This is a genomic window from Segatella copri (assembly GCF_026015295.1).
In the GTDB taxonomy this organism is placed as follows: Bacteria; Bacteroidota; Bacteroidia; order Bacteroidales; family Bacteroidaceae; genus Prevotella; species Prevotella copri_C.
The window spans coordinates 93787-113155 of sequence record NZ_JAPDUW010000002.1 but is presented as its reverse complement, the minus strand read 5'-3'; the positions used below and the strand labels follow the sequence as shown (position 1 = coordinate 113155).

Sequence of the window (19369 nt, the reverse complement as noted above, 5' to 3'; positions counted from 1 at the left end):
TTTTTTAAAATTATACAAGAATGCCTATTTCTTCAGGAAAGAGACTGTTGCATCTGATTCGAAATCATTGGTAGAATTATTGGTATCAACCCATTTGCCATCAGCATCCTTCTTACGGATTACTGACTTGCCGTAGCGGTTTTCATCTTTGTCTACCTGACCACAATGAGCCCATCCTGCATCAAGGTTTGCAGCTACCAGATTCCATTGCCACATAGATGCAATAGAAAGATTAACCGCATCCAGTATCCAGGAATTAGGAACCTTGATACAGTTCTTGGCTGTCATCGGAAAAGCATTACCATTCACTTTCATCACATAGCTGGCATCGTAAGTATTCTCTTCGAGATACTTCTCCTTATCGCCATGCATACGGGCAATGGCATAAGTATTGAAACCACGGTTATGCAAAGAGAAATAGGTACGTGAACTGCAATACCATTTATCCAGATTAGGAACACTGGCATTGTCATCGTCTGTGAAGCGTGGATTTGAACTCTCATCATAGAATTCGTAATCAGCCTTACTTAAATCAAATGAAGCTGAGTTTGCTTCTGTATGATTCTTGGCATTCAATGCCAAGACAAGAGATTTGCCTGGTTCTACTGCAACTTCCGTACCCTTTCCTGGAATCATATAGATAGCATCTACCGTCATTGCTTCGTTCATGATATCCGGATTATAATCATATTTTGTTACTGTGAGGAACTTAGATTCCAGAACCGCTATACTGTCTGCATAGAGTGTAACATCAGAATTATTGGAAAGAATGAAATACTGGTCATCAGAATACTGCTTTCCTTCTGGAGTAAGCGTACCCGTGAAGAAAATCTCTGAGATAACGAAACCTCCCTTAGCATTGAATGTGTTCACAGCCAACTTGACTTGGGCATTGCCGGATTTTACACTCACATTCTCGCTCTTCTGATTGATTTTACTGCTACCGGCAATACCATCCTTAGTAAAACTCAGGTCACCGCTGATGGCAACATTGTATGTTCCTTCAGGCACATCGGCAAGAGATGCCATAAAGCTACCATTTTTTTCCTGGAACTGCTCCTGGATAAACGTTTCATTGGTAGTTACATTGGTAAAAACCGCTTTGGCATTGGAGAGAACTATATTCTCCAGTCCCAATGGCATTTCAATACTCAATGACACAGGAGTGGTAACTACTTTGTCATCATTGTCGCTACAAGAGGTGAAAGTCAATGCCAACACCGAAAGCAACATCATACTCTTTAAAATTAACTTTTTCATTTTTCTACTATTAGTTACATTAATACTATATTATACTTTAGAATGTGATACCAAGAGCCAAATGCAGATGGTGCTGGTGTCCGTTTTCAGAACAAGTTATCCAATCTCCACCTAATTCGGCAAACAAGCCGATCTGTGAGCCTGATAGCCGATAATCACTACGTATCTTAGCAGAGAGCATTCCATAGCCTGCTTTTTCAAACTGGTACTGATGATTGATCATGTCCTGGAACGAAGCCTTCATATTGGCATAAGGCATGACGATACCAGAACTGACATTACCATAATAGGCTGCCGCCATGTTCACAGTAAGGGCCACAGTTCGGGAGAGACTGCGCATCCACTGTCCACCCAATCTCCCATAGATCTTAGCAGCCTCCATTTTGCGTTCAGGATAGACATATCGCTCACGATTGCTCCAATATCCGATCTTTCCATTCAAGCACCATGTACCAGAGCCACTCCCCCATCCGTAAAGTCCTCTGAGATAGGTATCTATAAGATAATTCTTATACATCGTAAGTTTACCGATAATAGGATAATATTGGGCAGAGGACTTGCCAATGATGTTTTCATCACCACTACGTCTGACAAAAACAAGGTTTCCATCTAAGGCTACCTGACGGCTCCCTCCCATGTGCTTCCATCCCAAGGAGACTTCTGCAGAATGATAAAACAACTGGGTTAAGGGTACGGAATTCAAATCGGCAAGCATACGTTTATATTGCCGTCTCCAAAGCTTGGCATGACCATAAAAACCAGTTTCGTTCAACGGATTGACATCCAGATTTATTCCATATCCTACACCTTTATAATACAAGGTGCGTTTATCTCCGGAGAAACGACTGTATTCTGTTCCCAATCCTGTCATTTGAAACTCAGGTATAACACCCAGTTCCCGATAGAAATCCACATCATTGGTCTGCTTGTATACATTCCCTTCTAGACCGGCAGCCCACTGGTATTTACCGAAATCATAGGCAGTACCAAGGCGTAGAGTCAGATCTGTGACAATACCTCGCATTCTCGGGTCCACATTCCGATATTCATGTTCTGCTCTGAAAATCGCTTCAATACCGAGTTGGAATTTCCCCTTGCTAACAGCATATCCGCCCTGAAAACCATACCGTTCACAATGTGTGTCACCTCCTAGAGTATCCGCCAGAATATAAGGATTCAGCAAATCATAATCAGAAGAAGAATTCCAGCTGACCTGATATTGCTTTCCCGTCATGTAAGATGCTGCCCCCCAAGCAGAAGAGTGGTTGCTCAAGTGAAGGAAGGTTTCAGCCTTGGCCTCAGAGAGAAAATGCCCTGTTCCCTTCTGCAGTACAAAGGGAGCAGATTGATGCAGGTAATCCATCTGGACATACACTTCAGAATAAGGCAGCGTGAGGCTAAGCCCATGAATGGCGGGATTTTGCCATGCTGTCTCCTTCTGCCAGTTTTTCCACATAGCATGATGCTCTATCCTGGCAGAATCTGTTACTGCAGACCTTCCAGTAAACCAAGACACACAGCACAGAAATAATATGAAATATCTCTTCTTCATGATTTACATCCAAATTATGTTCAACATCGCTTCATTATGTCCTTCCTTTTCCAATCCCACATAATCGGTACTTGCCCTGAACATCCTGATGTAGGTTTTACCTGAAGCGTCATGATATTGGGCAGTACCCTCTACCAGGATAGCATAAGAACCCCGAAGAATACTGGCTCTGGCTATATTCCCTTCAAATGATGATACAGTGAAAACCTGGGTGGTATTCAGATTGGTAAGACTTACCGTACCCTGGACCCTGTCGAGAACGATATCCGTTTCTCCCTGCAACACGATGGAAGCTTCGGCAAACAGGGAATCTTCATCCTGATGACAGGAGGAAATGATAAAACCACAGGTCATCATACATATAATCAACAATCTTTTCATATCTTTACATTCATTTCTAATCCAAAATAGGGAGTTACATGACGGCGGATCGTTACTCCATTGTTCTCATATTCGGGAGTATAATCCAACAGTTTGTTGCAGAACAGAGCTACATTCAGTTTCTCATCAAAGAGTTTCTTTGTTACCTTGAAATTGACATTCATGGCAAAAGGTACTCTGTATTTGAGATAATAGCTGTCGTTATAATCCCTGATCAGATACCTGAGATAAGCATCATTTTCATCACCTGCTTTCCACTCATGCATCACACCGTCATTATCCATATAGCTGGTAGGATAATTACTCACCTCTTTACTCTGTTTCAGCGTATACCACAGGCATTGGGCGGATATTGAGAAGCCCAACTTCAACTTGGGGACATCCGTATCTAACGTGAAATTGGTATTGAGCATTTCATTCATATTGCCTCCATCATGTTCATAATACCCCACATACTGTATCTGCTTACTGCCGATAACAGCACTTGGGCGATAAGTCTCTACCACAGAATTACGATAAATCGTGCGGAACCATGCTCCGTTGATAGTGAGTCTGGTGAACAGTTTTTCTATTCTTCGGGTAGCAAAGGTGTATTCCACTCCCCGTTTGAGAGTCTGACTGCCATTGGTGTAATAACTGTAGCCCCTCAGTTCCTTACGTTCCTCAAAGGGTAATCCTTCCAAAGAAGGTGGAGCTGACAGTGCATCGGCATCAATTCCCGATGCATCATACCACCTATATATATAGGGAGCATAAGCCGTCTGCAAACGGAAGCCTGAAGTCATGTTCTCCCTAAAGAGTGTGACAGACAATCGATTGCCTCCTATATTGATGTCAGTACTCACCTCCCATTTGAAATTACGTGCTGGCTTCAGATTCTGATTGGTTGCATCTATCACATACGTCATCAGGTTGATACGGCGATACGCTGGATTCGTATGGTAATAATTCAGCTGGGTTAAGTCCAGATATACAGGATCAGGGTAAAGCTGTTCCAAAGTAGGCATTTTGGTATGTTCACCTATTCCACCTGCTATTCGGATAAAGGATGGTAGCTTGCCAATATTGAATTTCGGAAAAGTCAAGCCGAGATTGATACGGGGATCCCAGAAAAACTTACCATGCATCTCATAATTATTGGGCAGATTCAACATCTGCGTACCTCTTATACCGGCTACCAGTTCAAGAGAATGACCAGCAAAAGGCAATGTCAACTGTTCCTCAGCATAAATTCCCCACTGTTGGTTGGAAGGTATTGAAGAAAGATTTCGGGGACGGCATGACATGGAACCTGCATAAAGAGGGCGGGTTACATCATAAATCTGCCCCCGTCCTTTATTTTTGTCGTAATTCCAATCGGTGCCTAACAGCAAGGTATTGGAAACCACAAGAGAAGGAACCTGGAATTTACCATTGACCTTAGCATAAAGATTGAGCGGCTTTCCTTCTACATCATGACAAGCCACATATTTATAGGGAAGGATAACACCATCATGAATCCCTTGTGTAGTTGCTGTAGCTGCCACTGTCTGGCGGGTCAGCTGTACCAGTTTGGTTCGCTTGATAAGGTCATACTCATAAGAGGCTGACAAAGTCAGATCCAGCGACTTAAACCAAATGCGCTTCTTAGGAGACAGACTTACATGTGAATTAAATGCATATTTATTATATTGCGATTTATAAGAATCTTCCGCCTGATTATTGAGATCCGGGTCAACTTTATCATTATCAAAAGAACCGGTATAATCGAGATTGGATGAAATCTTCCAACGGTAAAAATCTGTCAACCAAGTTTTTCCGAACCGGGCAGAAAACGTCAGTCTCCTGTAATTTTCAAGCCGGTTTCTTGGATCCGCCTTCGCATCGAGGTAATCAACACTGAGATTGAGGGTCATCTGCTGGGGAGTCCATTCCAATCCTTTTGCAAGATAAAAGAGTTTGCTTCCCATATCTGCTTTCAAACGGGCATTCCAGTCATTTCCACCTCTCCTACGTTCTATTTTCACCAGACCACTTGTCAAATCTCCATATTCTACCGATGGAATGCCACGTACCACCTCTACTTTCTCGATATCATCGGTAGAGATGCTACGCATATCCACTCCGGCATTCATATTTTCTCTGGATGTTGTTGCTGCATCCCAAGACCCAGCCACATATTGCATATTGGCATTGGTACTGATGGGAGCTCCATCTACTACAAAACTCGTTCCGAGGGAAGTGGTAGTATATCCTGAAGGACTTCCGGCTTCCCGAATACGAATCGTATTAGGGCTACTCAAATCAGGATCTTTGGAACGTCCACCAGGCAACAGTTCGAGAATGTCCGTAAAACTTGAAGGCTGCAGGTGCTCCATGGCATGCTTCTCAATAACAGAAGCAGAAGACAGACTCTTGGACTCCTGAGCTGTAACCACTACTTCACCCACAGACTTGATTTCCGGTTCCATTTCATAGAGAGCCTGGTTTAACTTACCTAAATAGTTTTTGTATCCTATATAAGTAATCTTAAGAGATTTACCTGCATTGGCTGCATCTATGGAAAATCGCCCGTTAATATCAGTGATAGCTGCCACTTTCTGAGAACTACCCACATACACGACAGCACCGATAATCGCTTCATGAGAATCTTTGTCCACAACTTTGCCAGACATAGATTGCGCCTTTCCCATCAGACTCACCTCAAAAAGCATCATAAGCAACAGGATATGTTTCATACTAATCTTTTAACTTATTTTTTTGGGTGCAAAGATACGACAAAATTAAATAGTTCACAATACCTAAAAATAGGTAATATATGTATCAGTAAATGTACATTCATATATCTGTACTGCTGCTCAAATAGTAAAATACAAAAAGACTCAAAACCACATTCCTGAAGGTAAACAGAAATGTGGTTTTGAGTCTTCTTGTTAACCTGAAACTTAAAAGCAACCAGATTTGAACAACAGGTAAATTGGAATACCTGAATTATTGACCAATGAAACCTTGTCCCCTTTTCTAATATTAAACGGACGTATTTTGTCCGCTTTTCCATGGCAAATATACAATAATTTGTCTGTTTCTGTTACAATTCATCATTGCTTTCTAAGTTTTTGATGCAAAGATAGAAGAAATGGGTGTAAAATCACTTCACACATCAAAAATAATTCAACTTGTGCAACATATTTTCCTACTTTTCCGTTATCTTTGTACCAAAATTATAAGAAACAAAATTAAACAAGATAATATGGCAATCAACCAATTAAACAAATATGTCTGGCTCGTGGAAACCATCCACCGGGCAAAGAAAAGGGGCGGCATCACCCTGAAGGAAATCCAAAGCAGATGGTTGGACTCTGACCTCAGTGAGGGAACGGAACTCTCCCGAAGAACCTTCATCAACAACATCCATAGCATCGAGGAACTGTTTGAGATAAACATCGAATGTGGCAACGGATACCGCTACAACATCGAGTATGGCGACTGCTTCGAGGAAGGAAGTACCCGAAGTTGGATGCTCAATGCCTTCTCCCTCCATGCCATGGTTGGCAACAGCCGCAAGCTCAAGGAACGGGTCCTTCTGGAGGATATGCCTTCTGGCAGAAACTTTCTGGAAGACATCATCAAGGCCATGCGTGACAACCATGTCATTTTCATCTCTTACTATAGTTACAATTCCGAGAAGTATTATGAGTTTGACATCCATCCTTATTTCGTGAAGGCTTTCAAGAAACGCTGGTATGTGGTTGCCTATAGCCCTGGTACGAACGATATCCGTTGTTATGCCCTTGACCGTATGGAAAATGTCATCATCTCAGACAAAGTTTTCAAGATGCCAAAGAAGTTGGAACCGGCCGAATATTTCAAGGATTGCTTCGGAATCATCAATAACGAGGATTCCGAAGTTCAGAAGGTGGTGCTCAAGGTAGATGCCTTCCAGAGCAACTACATACGTAATCTTCCTCTCCATGAGTCTCAAAAGGAAATGAAGCGTACCGATGAATACTCCATCTTTGAGTATCACCTGAAACCAGAGTTTGATTTCGAACAGGAGATTTTCTCCAACATGGACACCATGGAAGTACTGGAACCACAATGGCTAAGGGAAGAGGTGAGTGAAAGGTTGAGAAACCTTGCTAAGAAATACAAGATCTGGCCTTCTTCTTAACTCCTCTCAACAAATGATTAAGGCGGTAAATACAAAATTACGTATTTACCGCCATTTTCATTTCTGCCAAGGTAAATGATATTGATGCAAACTATTTTGAATCATAAGGAAACGACGATTCGTGCCTATCGCTTTCTGATCAAACTTACCTTTAGGAGTATTGAGCACTCCATCGAAATCCAAAAATATATACTTCTCCATAGGGGATATTTAATTTTGATTATACATTAGAATCCTATCTTTCTCTTGGCCCTGGCACCTTCCAACCTCTCGCTCTCGCAAAACTCGGTAAGAGACTTGACCATCTTCTCCGGGCTACCATGCAAAATGGTCTGAATGGTGTAATGACGGGCAATATTCTCAATCTCACCACCACTGAAATCATAGCGGGCAGCAAGGAAAGAAGCATCAGCATTCTCCAAAGAAGGTATCATCGCTTGCCAAATCTGTGAACGGCAAGCCAAATCAGGCTTCTCAAATTTCACTTTATAGAGGAAACGACGCTCAAAAGCCTTGTCCATGTTCTCTGCGAGGTTGGTAGTGGCGATGAGAATACCATCCAGCTGCTCTATCTCCTGAAGGATGATGTTCTGAATACTGTTCTCCATCTTCTCCACAGCTCTTTCCGCTCCCACCTGACGCTTGCCGATGATAGCATCAGCCTCATTGAATAACAGGATAGGAGCCTTGACAGATTGCTTCACCTTCTGCTTATAGTCATCGAAGATACCCTTGATGTTCTTTTCGCTCTCGCCAACCCACATGCTCTTAACCTCTGACACGTTCACCTGAATCAGGTCACGCCCTGTATTCCTGGCTATCTGAAGAACAGTCTCCGTCTTGCCAGTACCAGGCGCGCCATAGAAAAGACAAGCAAAGCCACTCCTGAAATTGGTTTCCCTCAGACGATTTCTGATACTCTGGTAGTGCTCTTCCTCCAAGAGTGTTGCCAGCTCATCAACTTGCTTTCGTTCCTTACTGTTGTAGAACAGTTGCTTGGGTTTGATGTCCTCAAATGACAACATTCCTCCCTTCGGCCGGACACCACGCATGGAAGACAGGTTGAGTTCAGAGAAGAGCAGTTTCTTGGCATCGTCTGTAATCTTGAAGGACTCCCTGTCTACAAAGCCATCATCATTGGTATACTCGATAAACTTCTCCACTAAGAACAAATGGTCACCTTGGCTCAAGCCTCTCTTTGCCCATCTCCAGTCAGCCTCTCCCTCCTCGTAGAGAAATTCCAAGTCGTGATAGCGGATATCGTCATCACCATCTATGACAAAGAGTGTACAGAACAACAGAAAAAGAGAAAATTCTGTATCCTCCTCATCTATGTCAAATGAAGACATGGCCTTGACAAAAGCCAGGTTCTCATTCTTGCGAACCAATGCCCTGAGCTTCTTTTTCAATATTTGCCTGTCAAGTTTCCTGCGACGGCATTTTGTGAACAGTTCATTGAACTTGTCAAACAATTCCCTGGCTGTAAGTTCCTCCACATCAGAGGGTATATAACGTTGATTCTGCTGAAATGCCTCCATCACCTCCATGGGGATGCAGTAGTAAAGACCTTCATCCTTACTCCGGCAGACATATTCCTTGTCAACAAGTTCCTCTGTCTCCTTGGAATATCGAAGCAAGCTAAGGATTCTGCAATCCAGAAAATCCGTATAGTCAGAAAACTGGATGTGATTGTCATCGCACCTGTCGGCAAACAAGGCCATGATGGCACTGGCACGCTTGGAGATACACAACTTGTCAGAAACAAATCCAAGATATGGGTCTGCCTCCTGATAGAACTTCTCACCAAGTGAAGAACCCTTGGCCTTGTCTACGATAATCTCGAAGGCTTGGAGCAAGTCCATCTGCTCCATACCTTTCTTACATGATGTTTGCATAACCATAATAGCACTACATTAATACATATAATTTTCTCCATGAGGGAAAGACTTTTGAAGTCAGTTCCTCCCAATATGATTCTCAAATAAGGTCTATTTCCCATCTGTCATCTTTAAATGAAGAAATCATCCTCTTCTTCGTCCTCACCATTAGGAAACATAACACTTCTCTCATACTCAGGGTCATAAAAATTATACCCATTCTTCACCTGCCGGATTTTCTTCTGGATGGCACCGATCTTCTTCAGCTCAGAAAGCTGCAGATGATCCTGCCTGAACTCCGATATCTCCTCCAACTCTCTCTCAAAGGAATCTACCTCAGCCTGAAATTCATTAAATTCAGACTCAGATTCTTCGAAGAGGTCAGTATCAAGAGCCTCATTCAAACGTCTGTTCATTTCCTCCAATTTCATCTTTAATGCCGTATTCATCTGTCTGATATTTTAAAAGTAAAACAATTGACACTCATATACTTTGTGCCTGATTCTGTATTCTGGTGCAAAGTTACGGGGTAGCTATGAAAGTTCGTTTCATAGGTTGAGAATATTTTCTCCAGAGCAACTATTTTTCTCACCATTCAGCTAATTTTGCAAAAAAATAGAAAGGAAAAACAATGAAAATGGAAAAAGATCACTTAAATGACAAGGTGCTAGATAAGGAAAAAGCCCTATCCGCCATCAAAACCAGTTACCTCAACAGCTATAAGGTAATTGTAGCTGGTGCGCGAGACTTTGCTGATTACGCCTTTATGAGAAAGAAGACTTAGGTGAATAACTTAAGGCATTTTTTTTGTATCTTTGCAACATAAAAAATCGTCAAAACGTGAGAAATAGCCTACTATTATCTCATCAAAACGTGAGAAATAGGGCAAAGATAGGTCGTCATAACGTGATAAACAGATAATTATGAAGAGAAAAATATATAATGAAATGCTGCAATGGAAGTAGAATTCTCAAGGAAAATCTGCTTTGATGATATTTATATAATAGTGCCAATTCATCCCAAAGGCAAAAGACCTTTTTGATGAATTGGCACGATATGTAAACAAAAGCACCACCAATGCTATTTAGCAGAGAACACTACCCACTAAAGCCCAAAACTCAGCCAAAGGAAGAATGCTATGATGCCTTTACTCCATTACCTGTTGCTGTCTTCCTCTAACCTGTGATACCGTTCATATACATCAAGAGCATACTCCTGCCTGAGCAGTTCACCCCGATGAAGCCCTTCAACCACCTCTGCTAGAAGGATGATGCTATGACGTATGGCAGCAAACAGTTCCCCTGTCGCTATCAAATGCTGGTATTTGCCCAAGCCATACCTGATTATGTTCTCCAAGTCCTGACGCAACTCCTCGTGATCTATAGTCAGCAAGAGATCGATGATGTGATCCGGCAAATTCTATGGAACCATAGATCAGATTGTGAGCTACCTCATATGGTATCTCAACCATCCTGTTATTCTCAGCATCCGAGTAGTACTCAACAATCTCTTTTAAGTTCTCGGGTGATATATTAAAGAAATATGCTTGAAAAATTGGATATTACATTAAATCATTGTATCTTTGCACATGTTTTAATTGGTGCAGTTCCGAATATGGAAGAAAAGATACGAGTGACATGATGGTGCAGTATAACCATTAGTTTTGTATTTTGGAGTTAAGAGAATTACCATACGCACTCGCAACAATGTATTATAAAAAATTAAACATGTTAGATATATCATCAAAAATAATCCTCATAAAAGGAGAGCCACGCTCCTTGAATATTGAGAGCATTACTCCCGCCAATGAGCAGAAAATGGCTGTGATGTTTAAGGAAAACCCGAAAACATATCTTTACAAAAAAGAAAATGTGGTCATCATAGAGGAGTCTTTACATATTGACGGAGAGTATGCTGTAGTGATGCTGGATGGTACCATAAGACAAGGCATTTCTGATCTCTGGTGCTTCACACATCATGGTATGAAGTACTGGCGCATCAAATATAAAATTGACAAGGTAGAAGAATATCCAGGAAGCAGAATTCAAGTAGAAGTTTCTTGCCTGGCAGATGAAAAGGCAAGAAATGTCTGGGCCTATCTTAAACAGGTGGCAGAGATTAATCCCTTAAAGAATGACATCAATAACCAAAAGATTCTCTTAACTGCCTATGAAAAGATAAAGCAGATACCTAATTCTACAGCTGCTGATGTTTATCTTAATACTAAACATCATAGCAAAAAACTTAGAGCAGACTTCTTTATCTACCCTTTTGGCTGCAATTCCAGTCAGAAGAAGGCAGTGGAGAACGCTTTGAGAAATCAGGTTAGTATCATCCAGGGACCTCCAGGTACAGGCAAGACTCAGACAATTCTCAATATCATAGCCAATCTTCTCATACAGGGAAAAACAATACTCGTCGTATCAAATAACAATTCTGCTACAGCAAATGTAAAGGAGAAACTCGCCAAGTACGGAATTGATTTCATTGTTGCAACTTTGGGAAGCCATGATAATAAGGAGACCTTTATCAAGGAAGGACAACCCCCAATACCAGAGAATGTAAAAGATTGGGGAATAGAAGAAGAGGAAAAAACTGTTGTTGAAAAAGAGATTCAAAGAATTTCTTTGCAATTAGACAAAGTCTTTGATTTAAAGAATCAACAGGCAACTTCAAGGTTGGAATTGGAAAACCTCAAATTGGAATGGACTCACTTCAAGAGCAATCATAACATTTCAGATGGCACATTCTACCTCAAGCGTTCTTTATCTTCTATAAGGCTGACGAAAATGTGGGTAAAACTTCAGGAGTTTGCCGATACCAGGGATGATAATTCCAAGAGTTTTTGGCAATGGCTGAAATGGTTATGGACAAGCCTGCTTATCAGATATTGGCTGCATCTCAAGAGTAAGTTTGATAAACATCACCTGGCTGAGCTCATTATAGAACTTCAGGCCCTTTACTATATGAAGAGAATTGAAGAACTGGAACAGGAGCTAAGAAAGATAGAAGATGAATTACAGCTACATGATAACAAAACTCTTATGGATTCATTATCTGATCATTCAATGATGATATTGAAAAATACGCTTCATGCCAGATATTCAGGCAGAATGCGTCGTGAGTTTACGGATGCAGATACGTTGTCCACCCTGGCTGAGGAAGTCCTCAAGGAATATCCGGTTATTACGAGTACAACTTTCTCTGCTCGATCTTCATTAGGCGGCAATACGATCTATGATTATGTAATTATGGATGAATCCTCTCAAGTATCACTTGAGACAGGAACGTTGGCTCTTACCTGTGCAAAGAACGCTGTAATTGTAGGCGATACAAAACAGTTGCCAAATGTAATTACAAATAATGATAGAGAGAAACTGAAAGTTATTTTTGGCTTATCCCACATAGATAATGGATATGATAGTGCTAATCATAGTTTCCTGGAGTCAGTAAGTATTATGATCAAGGATGTACCCCAAACCTTACTGCGTGAACATTATCGCTGCAATTCCCGTATCATCAACTTCTGTAACCAGAAGTTTTATGGTGGAAATCTTCTCATTATGAAGGAAGATGAGACCAACAAAAATGTTCTTGCTGCTTATAAGACAGTAAAGGGTAACCATGCAGCAAACATGACCAATCTGAGAGAAATTGAAGTCATCAAACAAGAGGTAATTCCTGAGCTGAAAGATATTTGCTTGGATGAAATAGGAATCATTACCCCCTATAATAATCAGGTGAATGCCATTCGCCAGCAGTTACCTGATATTGAAGTGGGTACTGTTCATAAGTTCCAAGGAAGAGAGAAGGATGTCATTATTATGAGTGTAGTAAGCAATCAGATTAATGATTTCATTGATGATCCACATCTCATAAATGTAGCTGTATCAAGAGCTAAGAAGAAATTCTACCTAGTGGTAACAGGCAATGAGCAAGAGAAGACAAGTAACATCAAAGATTTAATTGATTATATTGACTACAATAACTGTAAGGTCGTAGACAGCAAGGTGTTTTCTATCTTTGACTATCTCTATAGTCAATATACAGATATGCGCATCGCATTCTTGGAAAGCCATCCGAAAATCTCAGAGTATGCTTCTGAGAACATTGCGTATTCTCTGATCAAAAGTATACTTGAAAGTGACCGGAAGTATTCCTGTCTCCATGTATTATGCCATATCCCTTTACGTTCAATCTTCAGGCAAACAGACTTAATGAGTGAAGAAGAAAGAATTTATGCAGGCAATTTCAATACCCATGTAGATTTCCTGATCATAAATCGGGCTACCAAGCAACCATTACTCGGTATAGAAATCGATGGTTATGCCTATCACCATAAAGGAACCGTACAAAGTAGTCGTGACGCCCTAAAGGACCACATCTTCAAATCATATCATCTCCAACTCTTAAGATTATCAACAAAGGGTGCAAATGAAGAAGAAAAAGTGAAGGAACAGTTGGATACGATTTGCTGACACAAATGCAAACACAAAAGTAAACACAAACATAAGAATAAAAAAGAATGATATGAAAGTATTTGCACACTATATGGGAAATGAAAAAGATTGGAATCTTTCTGAGGATGGATTCCAATACCGCTGGCGTACCCTGCTGAAGTTTGGAGACTCCTGGAATGTCATAGGATCAGTCATCATGAAAAATCCAGGCAGTGCCCAACCTCTCAAATCAGAAATATCAAAAGCAGAATCAGATGCATTGGCAGAAACAGAAGATAGCATTTGCATATAAGGTAAGCATGACACACTACATATTTTCTACTACCATACTTCTACCCCTATTGGTTCTTTACCAGTACGTTCCAGACAGCTTTTGCGAACCAAGTTCTCCAGTTTCTCCACCATTTTACGTTTGTTTTCCTTAGAAGCATTCCAACGGCGTAGAGCCTCTTCCCTTGTTAACTTTGTTGTATCCATATATTCTTCCTCCTATTTATTCTAGTTCAACATTCAGCCGCCAAAGCTACGCTTTTCCCTCGAAACCACCAAGAAAATCACAATAAATTTCCCAGTTATATCAATCTAAAACGTTTCAACAACTTCATGGAAATATTCTCATAAGAACAAATAGCCTTTTTTATTTCTACCAAATCATTCTTATTAATTTTTCCCTTCATCTTATCTATTGAAAACAATTCTGCAAATCGTTCCTTTGAAATTCTTTTAAAATCAGAGCAATCGACAAATCTATCTTGGTCACCCAAAAACTCATACTCAGAAGCCTTCAATAAATAGTGCAATTTCCTTCTACTTTCAGGAAGGTGCTTATTGATTTCTGAGTTGATAAGTACAAAACCAATCGCATTTCCTTCTTGGTCTTTACCCACAACTACAAAGAACTTCTTTCTCCCTTCATCTCCTTTATTTTTAGGAATAATACCTTCTTCTTTTGTCAGGCAAAGACGATAAACTTCACCCTCCTCAACTGTATCAAGGAGCAAGTTTTGAAGCTGATTATTATTTCCCAGCAATTCTTTGAAGTTCACCATAGCCTAAGCCTCCAAAATAGAATCTATAAATTCCTGTTCCTGGAGATACTCTAAAAACTCATTAGAAGCATCACCTGCTTTTGCAATATTCAGAGAGGTCATAACAGCATTATGATTTTTATCCCATGCCTCATGCCAGGCAGAATCATGAGATAGCTCAGACAAAGTCTTGGTATCCATATCTTTGTATTTATCAATGGCAGCATCCAACGCTTCTATCTCAGCTTTACTCAATTCGTCCAAGTCAGGCTTTTCGCCAGCTTTCACAAAAAACCAAGCGCATTCCCCACCAGCAGGTAACAAAGAATCGCTAATAGCTTTGACATCCTTATTGTTTCCCTTGCCATTCATTAATTTCAAGGCATCATAAAGATGAGAGGGAACCGGTCCGTGTTCCATGGCGATAAAAGTATCCTTAACTAAATGTTGACCATATTTTGCATAGAGATTCCTTTCCGCAAAATAGATAATCTTAAACAAATGAATGAAATCCGTTTCACCACATTTGTCTAAGACATACAAAGCTACCGCTTTAAGCTTAGCGATATCCTCCGCCGACATTTTATTCATACTTCTCATAATCAATTCCTTCTATATTTAACACTTCTGCCGCAAAAATACGCTTTTTCTTCGAAACCACCAAGAAAATCACAAGAAATCTGCAAGTTATCAGCAAATAACCACGAAATCAATCGTAAACTATAACTATTAACTGTAAACTATAAACTGCTATTCCTAGGCGGTCCCATCCCGCAAAATATGGCGAAGACCGCTTTGGTCCGCCAACCTTAGAGCGTAGCGGTTCCGAGCGACGAGGAGGAGCGGTTACATCCCTTGCCCTTTTGGAAAGGGCGAGGGCTTGGGAGTGGGTTAAGGACCCTCCCGCAGGGGAGGGACAGGTGGGGCAAATATAGCACTGTAGGGCGGTTACATCTTTCCCATTTCGAGAAGGGTTTCTGTCCCCTGTAAGGGGAACCGAAAGGGTCGTAAAGACAATTGAAGGTAAGTTTTCAGGATACTCCTCCCCCAATCTCTCAATATCCTCAAAGCAAAGCCCCAGTAACGCCTGCTTAGAAGCAAAAGAATACAGCTCCTGCCAGTTCATACAAGCGCAACAGCTTTTCTTCCCTTATCTGGATTTCAATATTTCTGAACTCAGGTGTATTCATCACCTCTTTCTTCAGATGCTTCTTGATGACTTTTGTCAGATAGCGTCGCCATGCCTCCTTGTTTTCTTCGGTAACAAATGGCGGACATTGCTCTCCGTAGAAGGTGTGTCAGGTGACTGGCTCGAAATCGAGGTGCCAGAGGAAGGAATTGTGTTGGGTGTTGTTTGGTTCCATTTTACTTTGGTTTACGTTTTAAAACTTTTCCTGTCAGATAATCACCTTTCTCTTTTACCTGACCAATATATTTGGACTGGTGTAGAGCTTCCATGAAATCCTGTGCTCCTTCCACTTGCTTAGAAATAGAATAAACCTCTCCTTGCTTTTCAAGTCCTTCAAATATACCTTTTGTCTTAGCAAAGATACCAGCCAGTTCATTCATAGCTATTAATCTTTTCGCAATACAACATGTACTAGCTAAAATCTTTAAAGCAGGATTGTCTGACTTTTCCATAGCTTCCTTATATAGAGACAAGTTAAACTCACTGTCAGATTTGCTGAAATATGCCAGTAAAGCATTAGCAATAATAGGCGTAACACTTTCCGTTTCAATTTTATCCAATATGAAGCTATGGTATTTCTTATATTCTACCCAACTCAGTATCTCAACAACTGTAGTTATGCTAAAAGCAAATTCATCCCACTCTGATATAATTTTATCTGGATCCTTACATAGGAGGTATTTGCTCAGCTTTGGGTTTCCTTTTATTATGTCTTGATAAATACTTGGAGAAACAGTAATGATGCCTTCATCTACAACATATCTTACTCTGGTTTCATTTAATTGTGACAGTTCCTTACTCCATACATCTATTAGCCAATGGTTATTAAATATGGAGAAAGCTATATTGTCATTAATATTGTCAGACTTTACAACACTTGCTAACAACTCTGTTTCATGTTCATCATTACTTTGCACAAGCTTTGTAAATTCTTCCATGGTCTTTTCCTCATTGAGATTCATGAATACAACAAGCGAACTGTCTATTTTCCAAGTACCTATGCAAGAGCAGTAATGTTTAACATTTTTAATCGTCATTTTAATTTTGTTTTTCCAGAACAAATTTCTTACGATATTTTCATCTGAAATACCCTTACAATCATCCCACAAAGTATTATTATGCTTGATAAGTTTAATAATATCGTCCACTTTAATATCTTCATCCATTAAAGACACTATTGTATCAGAAGATTCATGGGTGTTGCTTGAAGTAAGCATAAGATTATCCACAAATGCTGGTAATTCTTGATGAACATATCCCTGAAGTTCATTCAGTTCTGTCGCTTCTATAGAAGTATAAATTGCTGAATCCAAATTATCTACCGGCAATTCATTATGCTTAAAAATCACCTTGACATTATCCAATGTTAGAGCATACATATTGTTCTCATATATATAAGAATATGTGTCTGTACCATTGCTGTCATCTTTCAACGATTGAACATTTAAATCCAGCAAATCAAGAAGCTCCCGAACCTTTTTTTGATCTATATCTTCAAACAGATCAGGATAATTGTAGTTATCGTTTACATAAGTATTGAATGGATATGAGGTATTTACAGATCTTATGTCGTTTATGTCTGCATACTTAAACATCGTGGATATAACCCTGTCTTTATCCTTATTAGTATGATTCATATCCATATTTAATGATTTCCAAACATTTTTATCAATATGGACTAATCGCTTGATGAAGGTCGGTACACAATTGCCTTCTTGCATGAATTGATACAGCAAATCTATATATTGTTCATGAACAACCATTTGTTTAAGAATAGCATCACATTCATCCTCATATTCATCTTCATGCAGTAAGCAGAATTTCAACAGGTCTTTGTTTAATATTCCCTTATGGTCATAATCTACAACAGATAGGTTTTGGATAAGAGAAGGTATTTCTTGTAACTTATAATCAAATTCTTTAGGTGTATTGAATTTGATAGAAAGAAGGAATTCCTGATCAGAAGGTGTTAGTCTTCCTTCTTGGAATATTGAAATATAGAAGAAATACTCTTCGTCTATATACCCCTTTTCTAAGAAATATTTGAGAACTTTATATTTTTCTTCTTGACCTTTTGGTATGTCCACATGCTCAAAGATATCCCTATCTGATTTTGCAATATCTGTAAGCGTATATTTATCTATGGCTGCCATTTCATCCATAAAAGCCCTGCGCTCATCTCTAAGATTTTCTATTTTGTTATTTGCAACTGATTGAATGTATTTTTTCCTTACGCTATATTTATAACTTTCCCCTAAAGTAGATTTGATTTCATCAAGATTAGGTTGCCTAGATGAAGAATTGAAACCATTGCTTATAAAATAAATTTTTCCTTTAAGAATATGCTGTATATTTTCTTCAGAAAATAAACTACTGATATTTGTTTGGTAGCCATTACAATATATTTCCCAGCCCACACCTGGCCATAATTTTAATAAATTTCCAACAATAACAGCGCGTAATTCTTCTATAGACCGAAGAGACTCTTCTGATATAGCTTGTATCTCCAAGTCTATCTCCTCTAATCGTTTCCAATCATCTTTTTTGATTTCATTCTTTAATATTCCTGCAGATATAAATGTCTCATAAACCACGCCCTTATTCTGATGCAACAAAGAAAAATCTGTAGGATAGAGATTCTTATATAGAATCATAGCCAGCAATTTATCCTTCTTAAGTTTCTTGTCAAGCAAGTTATGATAAAGATCAAACTCATTCACTACATTTGTCAATACCCTCATATCATTAACAAACGCTGATATATCCGTAATAAATGAAGAATTTACCTCTGCCTCAGGAATACGTAAGCCAGTAATTTTTCTTCTGAACAAGTCACCAGAATTAGAAGCATTCACAAAAGGAATAACAGGAACTATATAGTCAAAGAACTTTGTTCGTTCTTCTGCATTGGCGAAAATGTCATCTTTCAATGCATATAGAAAGACAATTCTCCTTCCTATTTCTTCAGACTGGTTAAGAATCAGGTTTAATTCCCTCAATTTTGTAAATATATGAGTATTTTCAAAGCGGTCAATATCTTCAAATATTACAACATTATACTTCTTTTCCTGGAAGAGATAAAGAATCTCGTCCAAATAGCGATTCATAATGGAAACATTCTTCTTCTCTTCAAATTCTAAGGTAGCCTTATCTAACGTTAGATTTTTGATACTAATCTTCTTTATGAAAAGAATAAGTTGAAACAGAATAACACATATACCAAGAATGAATACACATATACTTAACCCAAATAAGAATGAAGATTTTAAAACTTCTGTTGGAATCAAGAAGTACTTTGTCACCTGTTCCTGACAAAACAGGCACAAGTTTGCTACAACAAACAACAATATGCACACAACCACAAAAATTCTCTTCTTGCGTGATGTCCTTTCAATTCGTCCGAATCTTGATTCTGGTATATTTGTCGCTTTTACGGGGCAGGAAAGTACGTATTTTTTATAAGTGATTGAGA

15 protein-coding genes are annotated in these 19369 nt (G+C 39.5%); 4 read left to right on the top strand and 11 right to left on the bottom strand.

Annotated features, from left to right (window positions below):
• Window positions 1–24 precede the first annotated feature (24 nt).
• The 4 genes from ONT18_RS16615 to ONT18_RS16600 are packed head-to-tail and all read right to left on the bottom strand — an operon-like array spanning window position 25 to window position 5910.
• Window positions 25–1260 carry a DUF4876 domain-containing protein gene (locus ONT18_RS16615; RefSeq protein WP_264907123.1) on the bottom strand — a complete coding sequence of 412 codons (1236 nt, stop codon included), beginning with the start codon at window positions 1258–1260 and terminating at the stop codon, window positions 25–27.
• A 37-nt stretch (window positions 1261–1297) separates the two neighbouring features.
• Window positions 1298–2812 (bottom strand): DUF6850 family outer membrane beta-barrel protein, encoded by a 1515-nt coding sequence (locus ONT18_RS16610; protein ID WP_264907121.1) that lies wholly within the window; start codon window positions 2810–2812, stop codon window positions 1298–1300.
• Between the two features lie 3 nt (window positions 2813–2815).
• On the bottom strand, window positions 2816–3193 hold the full coding sequence (locus tag ONT18_RS16605; protein ID WP_151202038.1) for a hypothetical protein: 378 nt from the start codon (window positions 3191–3193) through the stop codon (window positions 2816–2818).
• Window positions 3190–5910: a TonB-dependent receptor gene (locus tag ONT18_RS16600; protein WP_264907117.1), complete on the bottom strand. Its 2721-nt coding sequence runs from the start codon at window positions 5908–5910 to the stop codon at window positions 3190–3192. Before ONT18_RS16600 ends, ONT18_RS16605 begins: the two co-directional genes overlap by 4 nt.
• A gap of 512 nt (window positions 5911–6422) precedes the next feature.
• Here ONT18_RS16600 and ONT18_RS16595 point away from each other — a divergent pair.
• Window positions 6423–7343, top strand: coding sequence for a helix-turn-helix transcriptional regulator (locus ONT18_RS16595; protein WP_264907115.1), 921 nt, complete (start codon window positions 6423–6425; stop codon window positions 7341–7343).
• 227 nt (window positions 7344–7570) lie between these two features.
• On the opposite strand, the gene ONT18_RS16590 is transcribed toward ONT18_RS16595, so the two are convergent.
• A complete protein-coding gene (locus ONT18_RS16590) occupies window positions 7571–9238 on the bottom strand; it encodes an ATP-binding protein (RefSeq protein WP_264907113.1) in 1668 nt (555 codons plus the stop codon).
• Window positions 9239–9351: 113 nt separating this feature from the next.
• Window positions 9352–9669 (bottom strand): hypothetical protein, encoded by a 318-nt coding sequence (locus ONT18_RS16585; protein ID WP_006847953.1) that lies wholly within the window; start codon window positions 9667–9669, stop codon window positions 9352–9354.
• 182 nt (window positions 9670–9851) lie between these two features.
• On the opposite strand from ONT18_RS16585, the gene ONT18_RS16580 reads away from it, so the two are divergent.
• Entirely contained in the window at window positions 9852–10004 is a 153-nt protein-coding gene (locus ONT18_RS16580) for a hypothetical protein (RefSeq protein WP_264907110.1), read from the top strand.
• 371 nt (window positions 10005–10375) lie between these two features.
• On the opposite strand, the gene ONT18_RS16575 is transcribed toward ONT18_RS16580, so the two are convergent.
• The gene (locus tag ONT18_RS16575; RefSeq protein ID WP_264907108.1) at window positions 10376–10636 is read right to left on the bottom strand and encodes a hypothetical protein; all 261 of its coding nucleotides are present in this window, start codon (window positions 10634–10636) and stop codon (window positions 10376–10378) included.
• A 311-nt stretch (window positions 10637–10947) separates the two neighbouring features.
• On the opposite strand from ONT18_RS16575, the gene ONT18_RS16570 reads away from it, so the two are divergent.
• The gene (locus ONT18_RS16570; protein WP_264907105.1) at window positions 10948–13698 is read left to right on the top strand and encodes an AAA domain-containing protein; all 2751 of its coding nucleotides are present in this window, start codon (window positions 10948–10950) and stop codon (window positions 13696–13698) included.
• A 52-nt stretch (window positions 13699–13750) separates the two neighbouring features.
• On the top strand, window positions 13751–13972 hold the full coding sequence (locus tag ONT18_RS16565; protein ID WP_264907103.1) for a hypothetical protein: 222 nt from the start codon (window positions 13751–13753) through the stop codon (window positions 13970–13972).
• 29 nt (window positions 13973–14001) lie between these two features.
• Here ONT18_RS16565 and ONT18_RS16560 read toward each other — a convergent pair whose 3' ends face one another.
• The 4 genes from ONT18_RS16560 to ONT18_RS16545 form a co-directional block, all read right to left on the bottom strand.
• On the bottom strand, window positions 14002–14157 hold the full coding sequence (locus ONT18_RS16560; RefSeq protein ID WP_117661216.1) for a protein tyrosine phosphatase: 156 nt from the start codon (window positions 14155–14157) through the stop codon (window positions 14002–14004).
• A gap of 95 nt (window positions 14158–14252) precedes the next feature.
• On the bottom strand, window positions 14253–14729 hold the full coding sequence (locus ONT18_RS16555; protein WP_264907099.1) for a type II toxin-antitoxin system PemK/MazF family toxin: 477 nt from the start codon (window positions 14727–14729) through the stop codon (window positions 14253–14255).
• A 3-nt stretch (window positions 14730–14732) separates the two neighbouring features.
• Entirely contained in the window at window positions 14733–15308 is a 576-nt protein-coding gene (locus ONT18_RS16550; RefSeq protein WP_228115604.1) for a Panacea domain-containing protein, read from the bottom strand.
• A gap of 765 nt (window positions 15309–16073) precedes the next feature.
• Window positions 16074–19364, bottom strand: coding sequence for a YobI family P-loop NTPase (locus ONT18_RS16545; protein ID WP_367398944.1), 3291 nt, complete (start codon window positions 19362–19364; stop codon window positions 16074–16076).
• Window positions 19365–19369 lie beyond the last annotated feature (5 nt).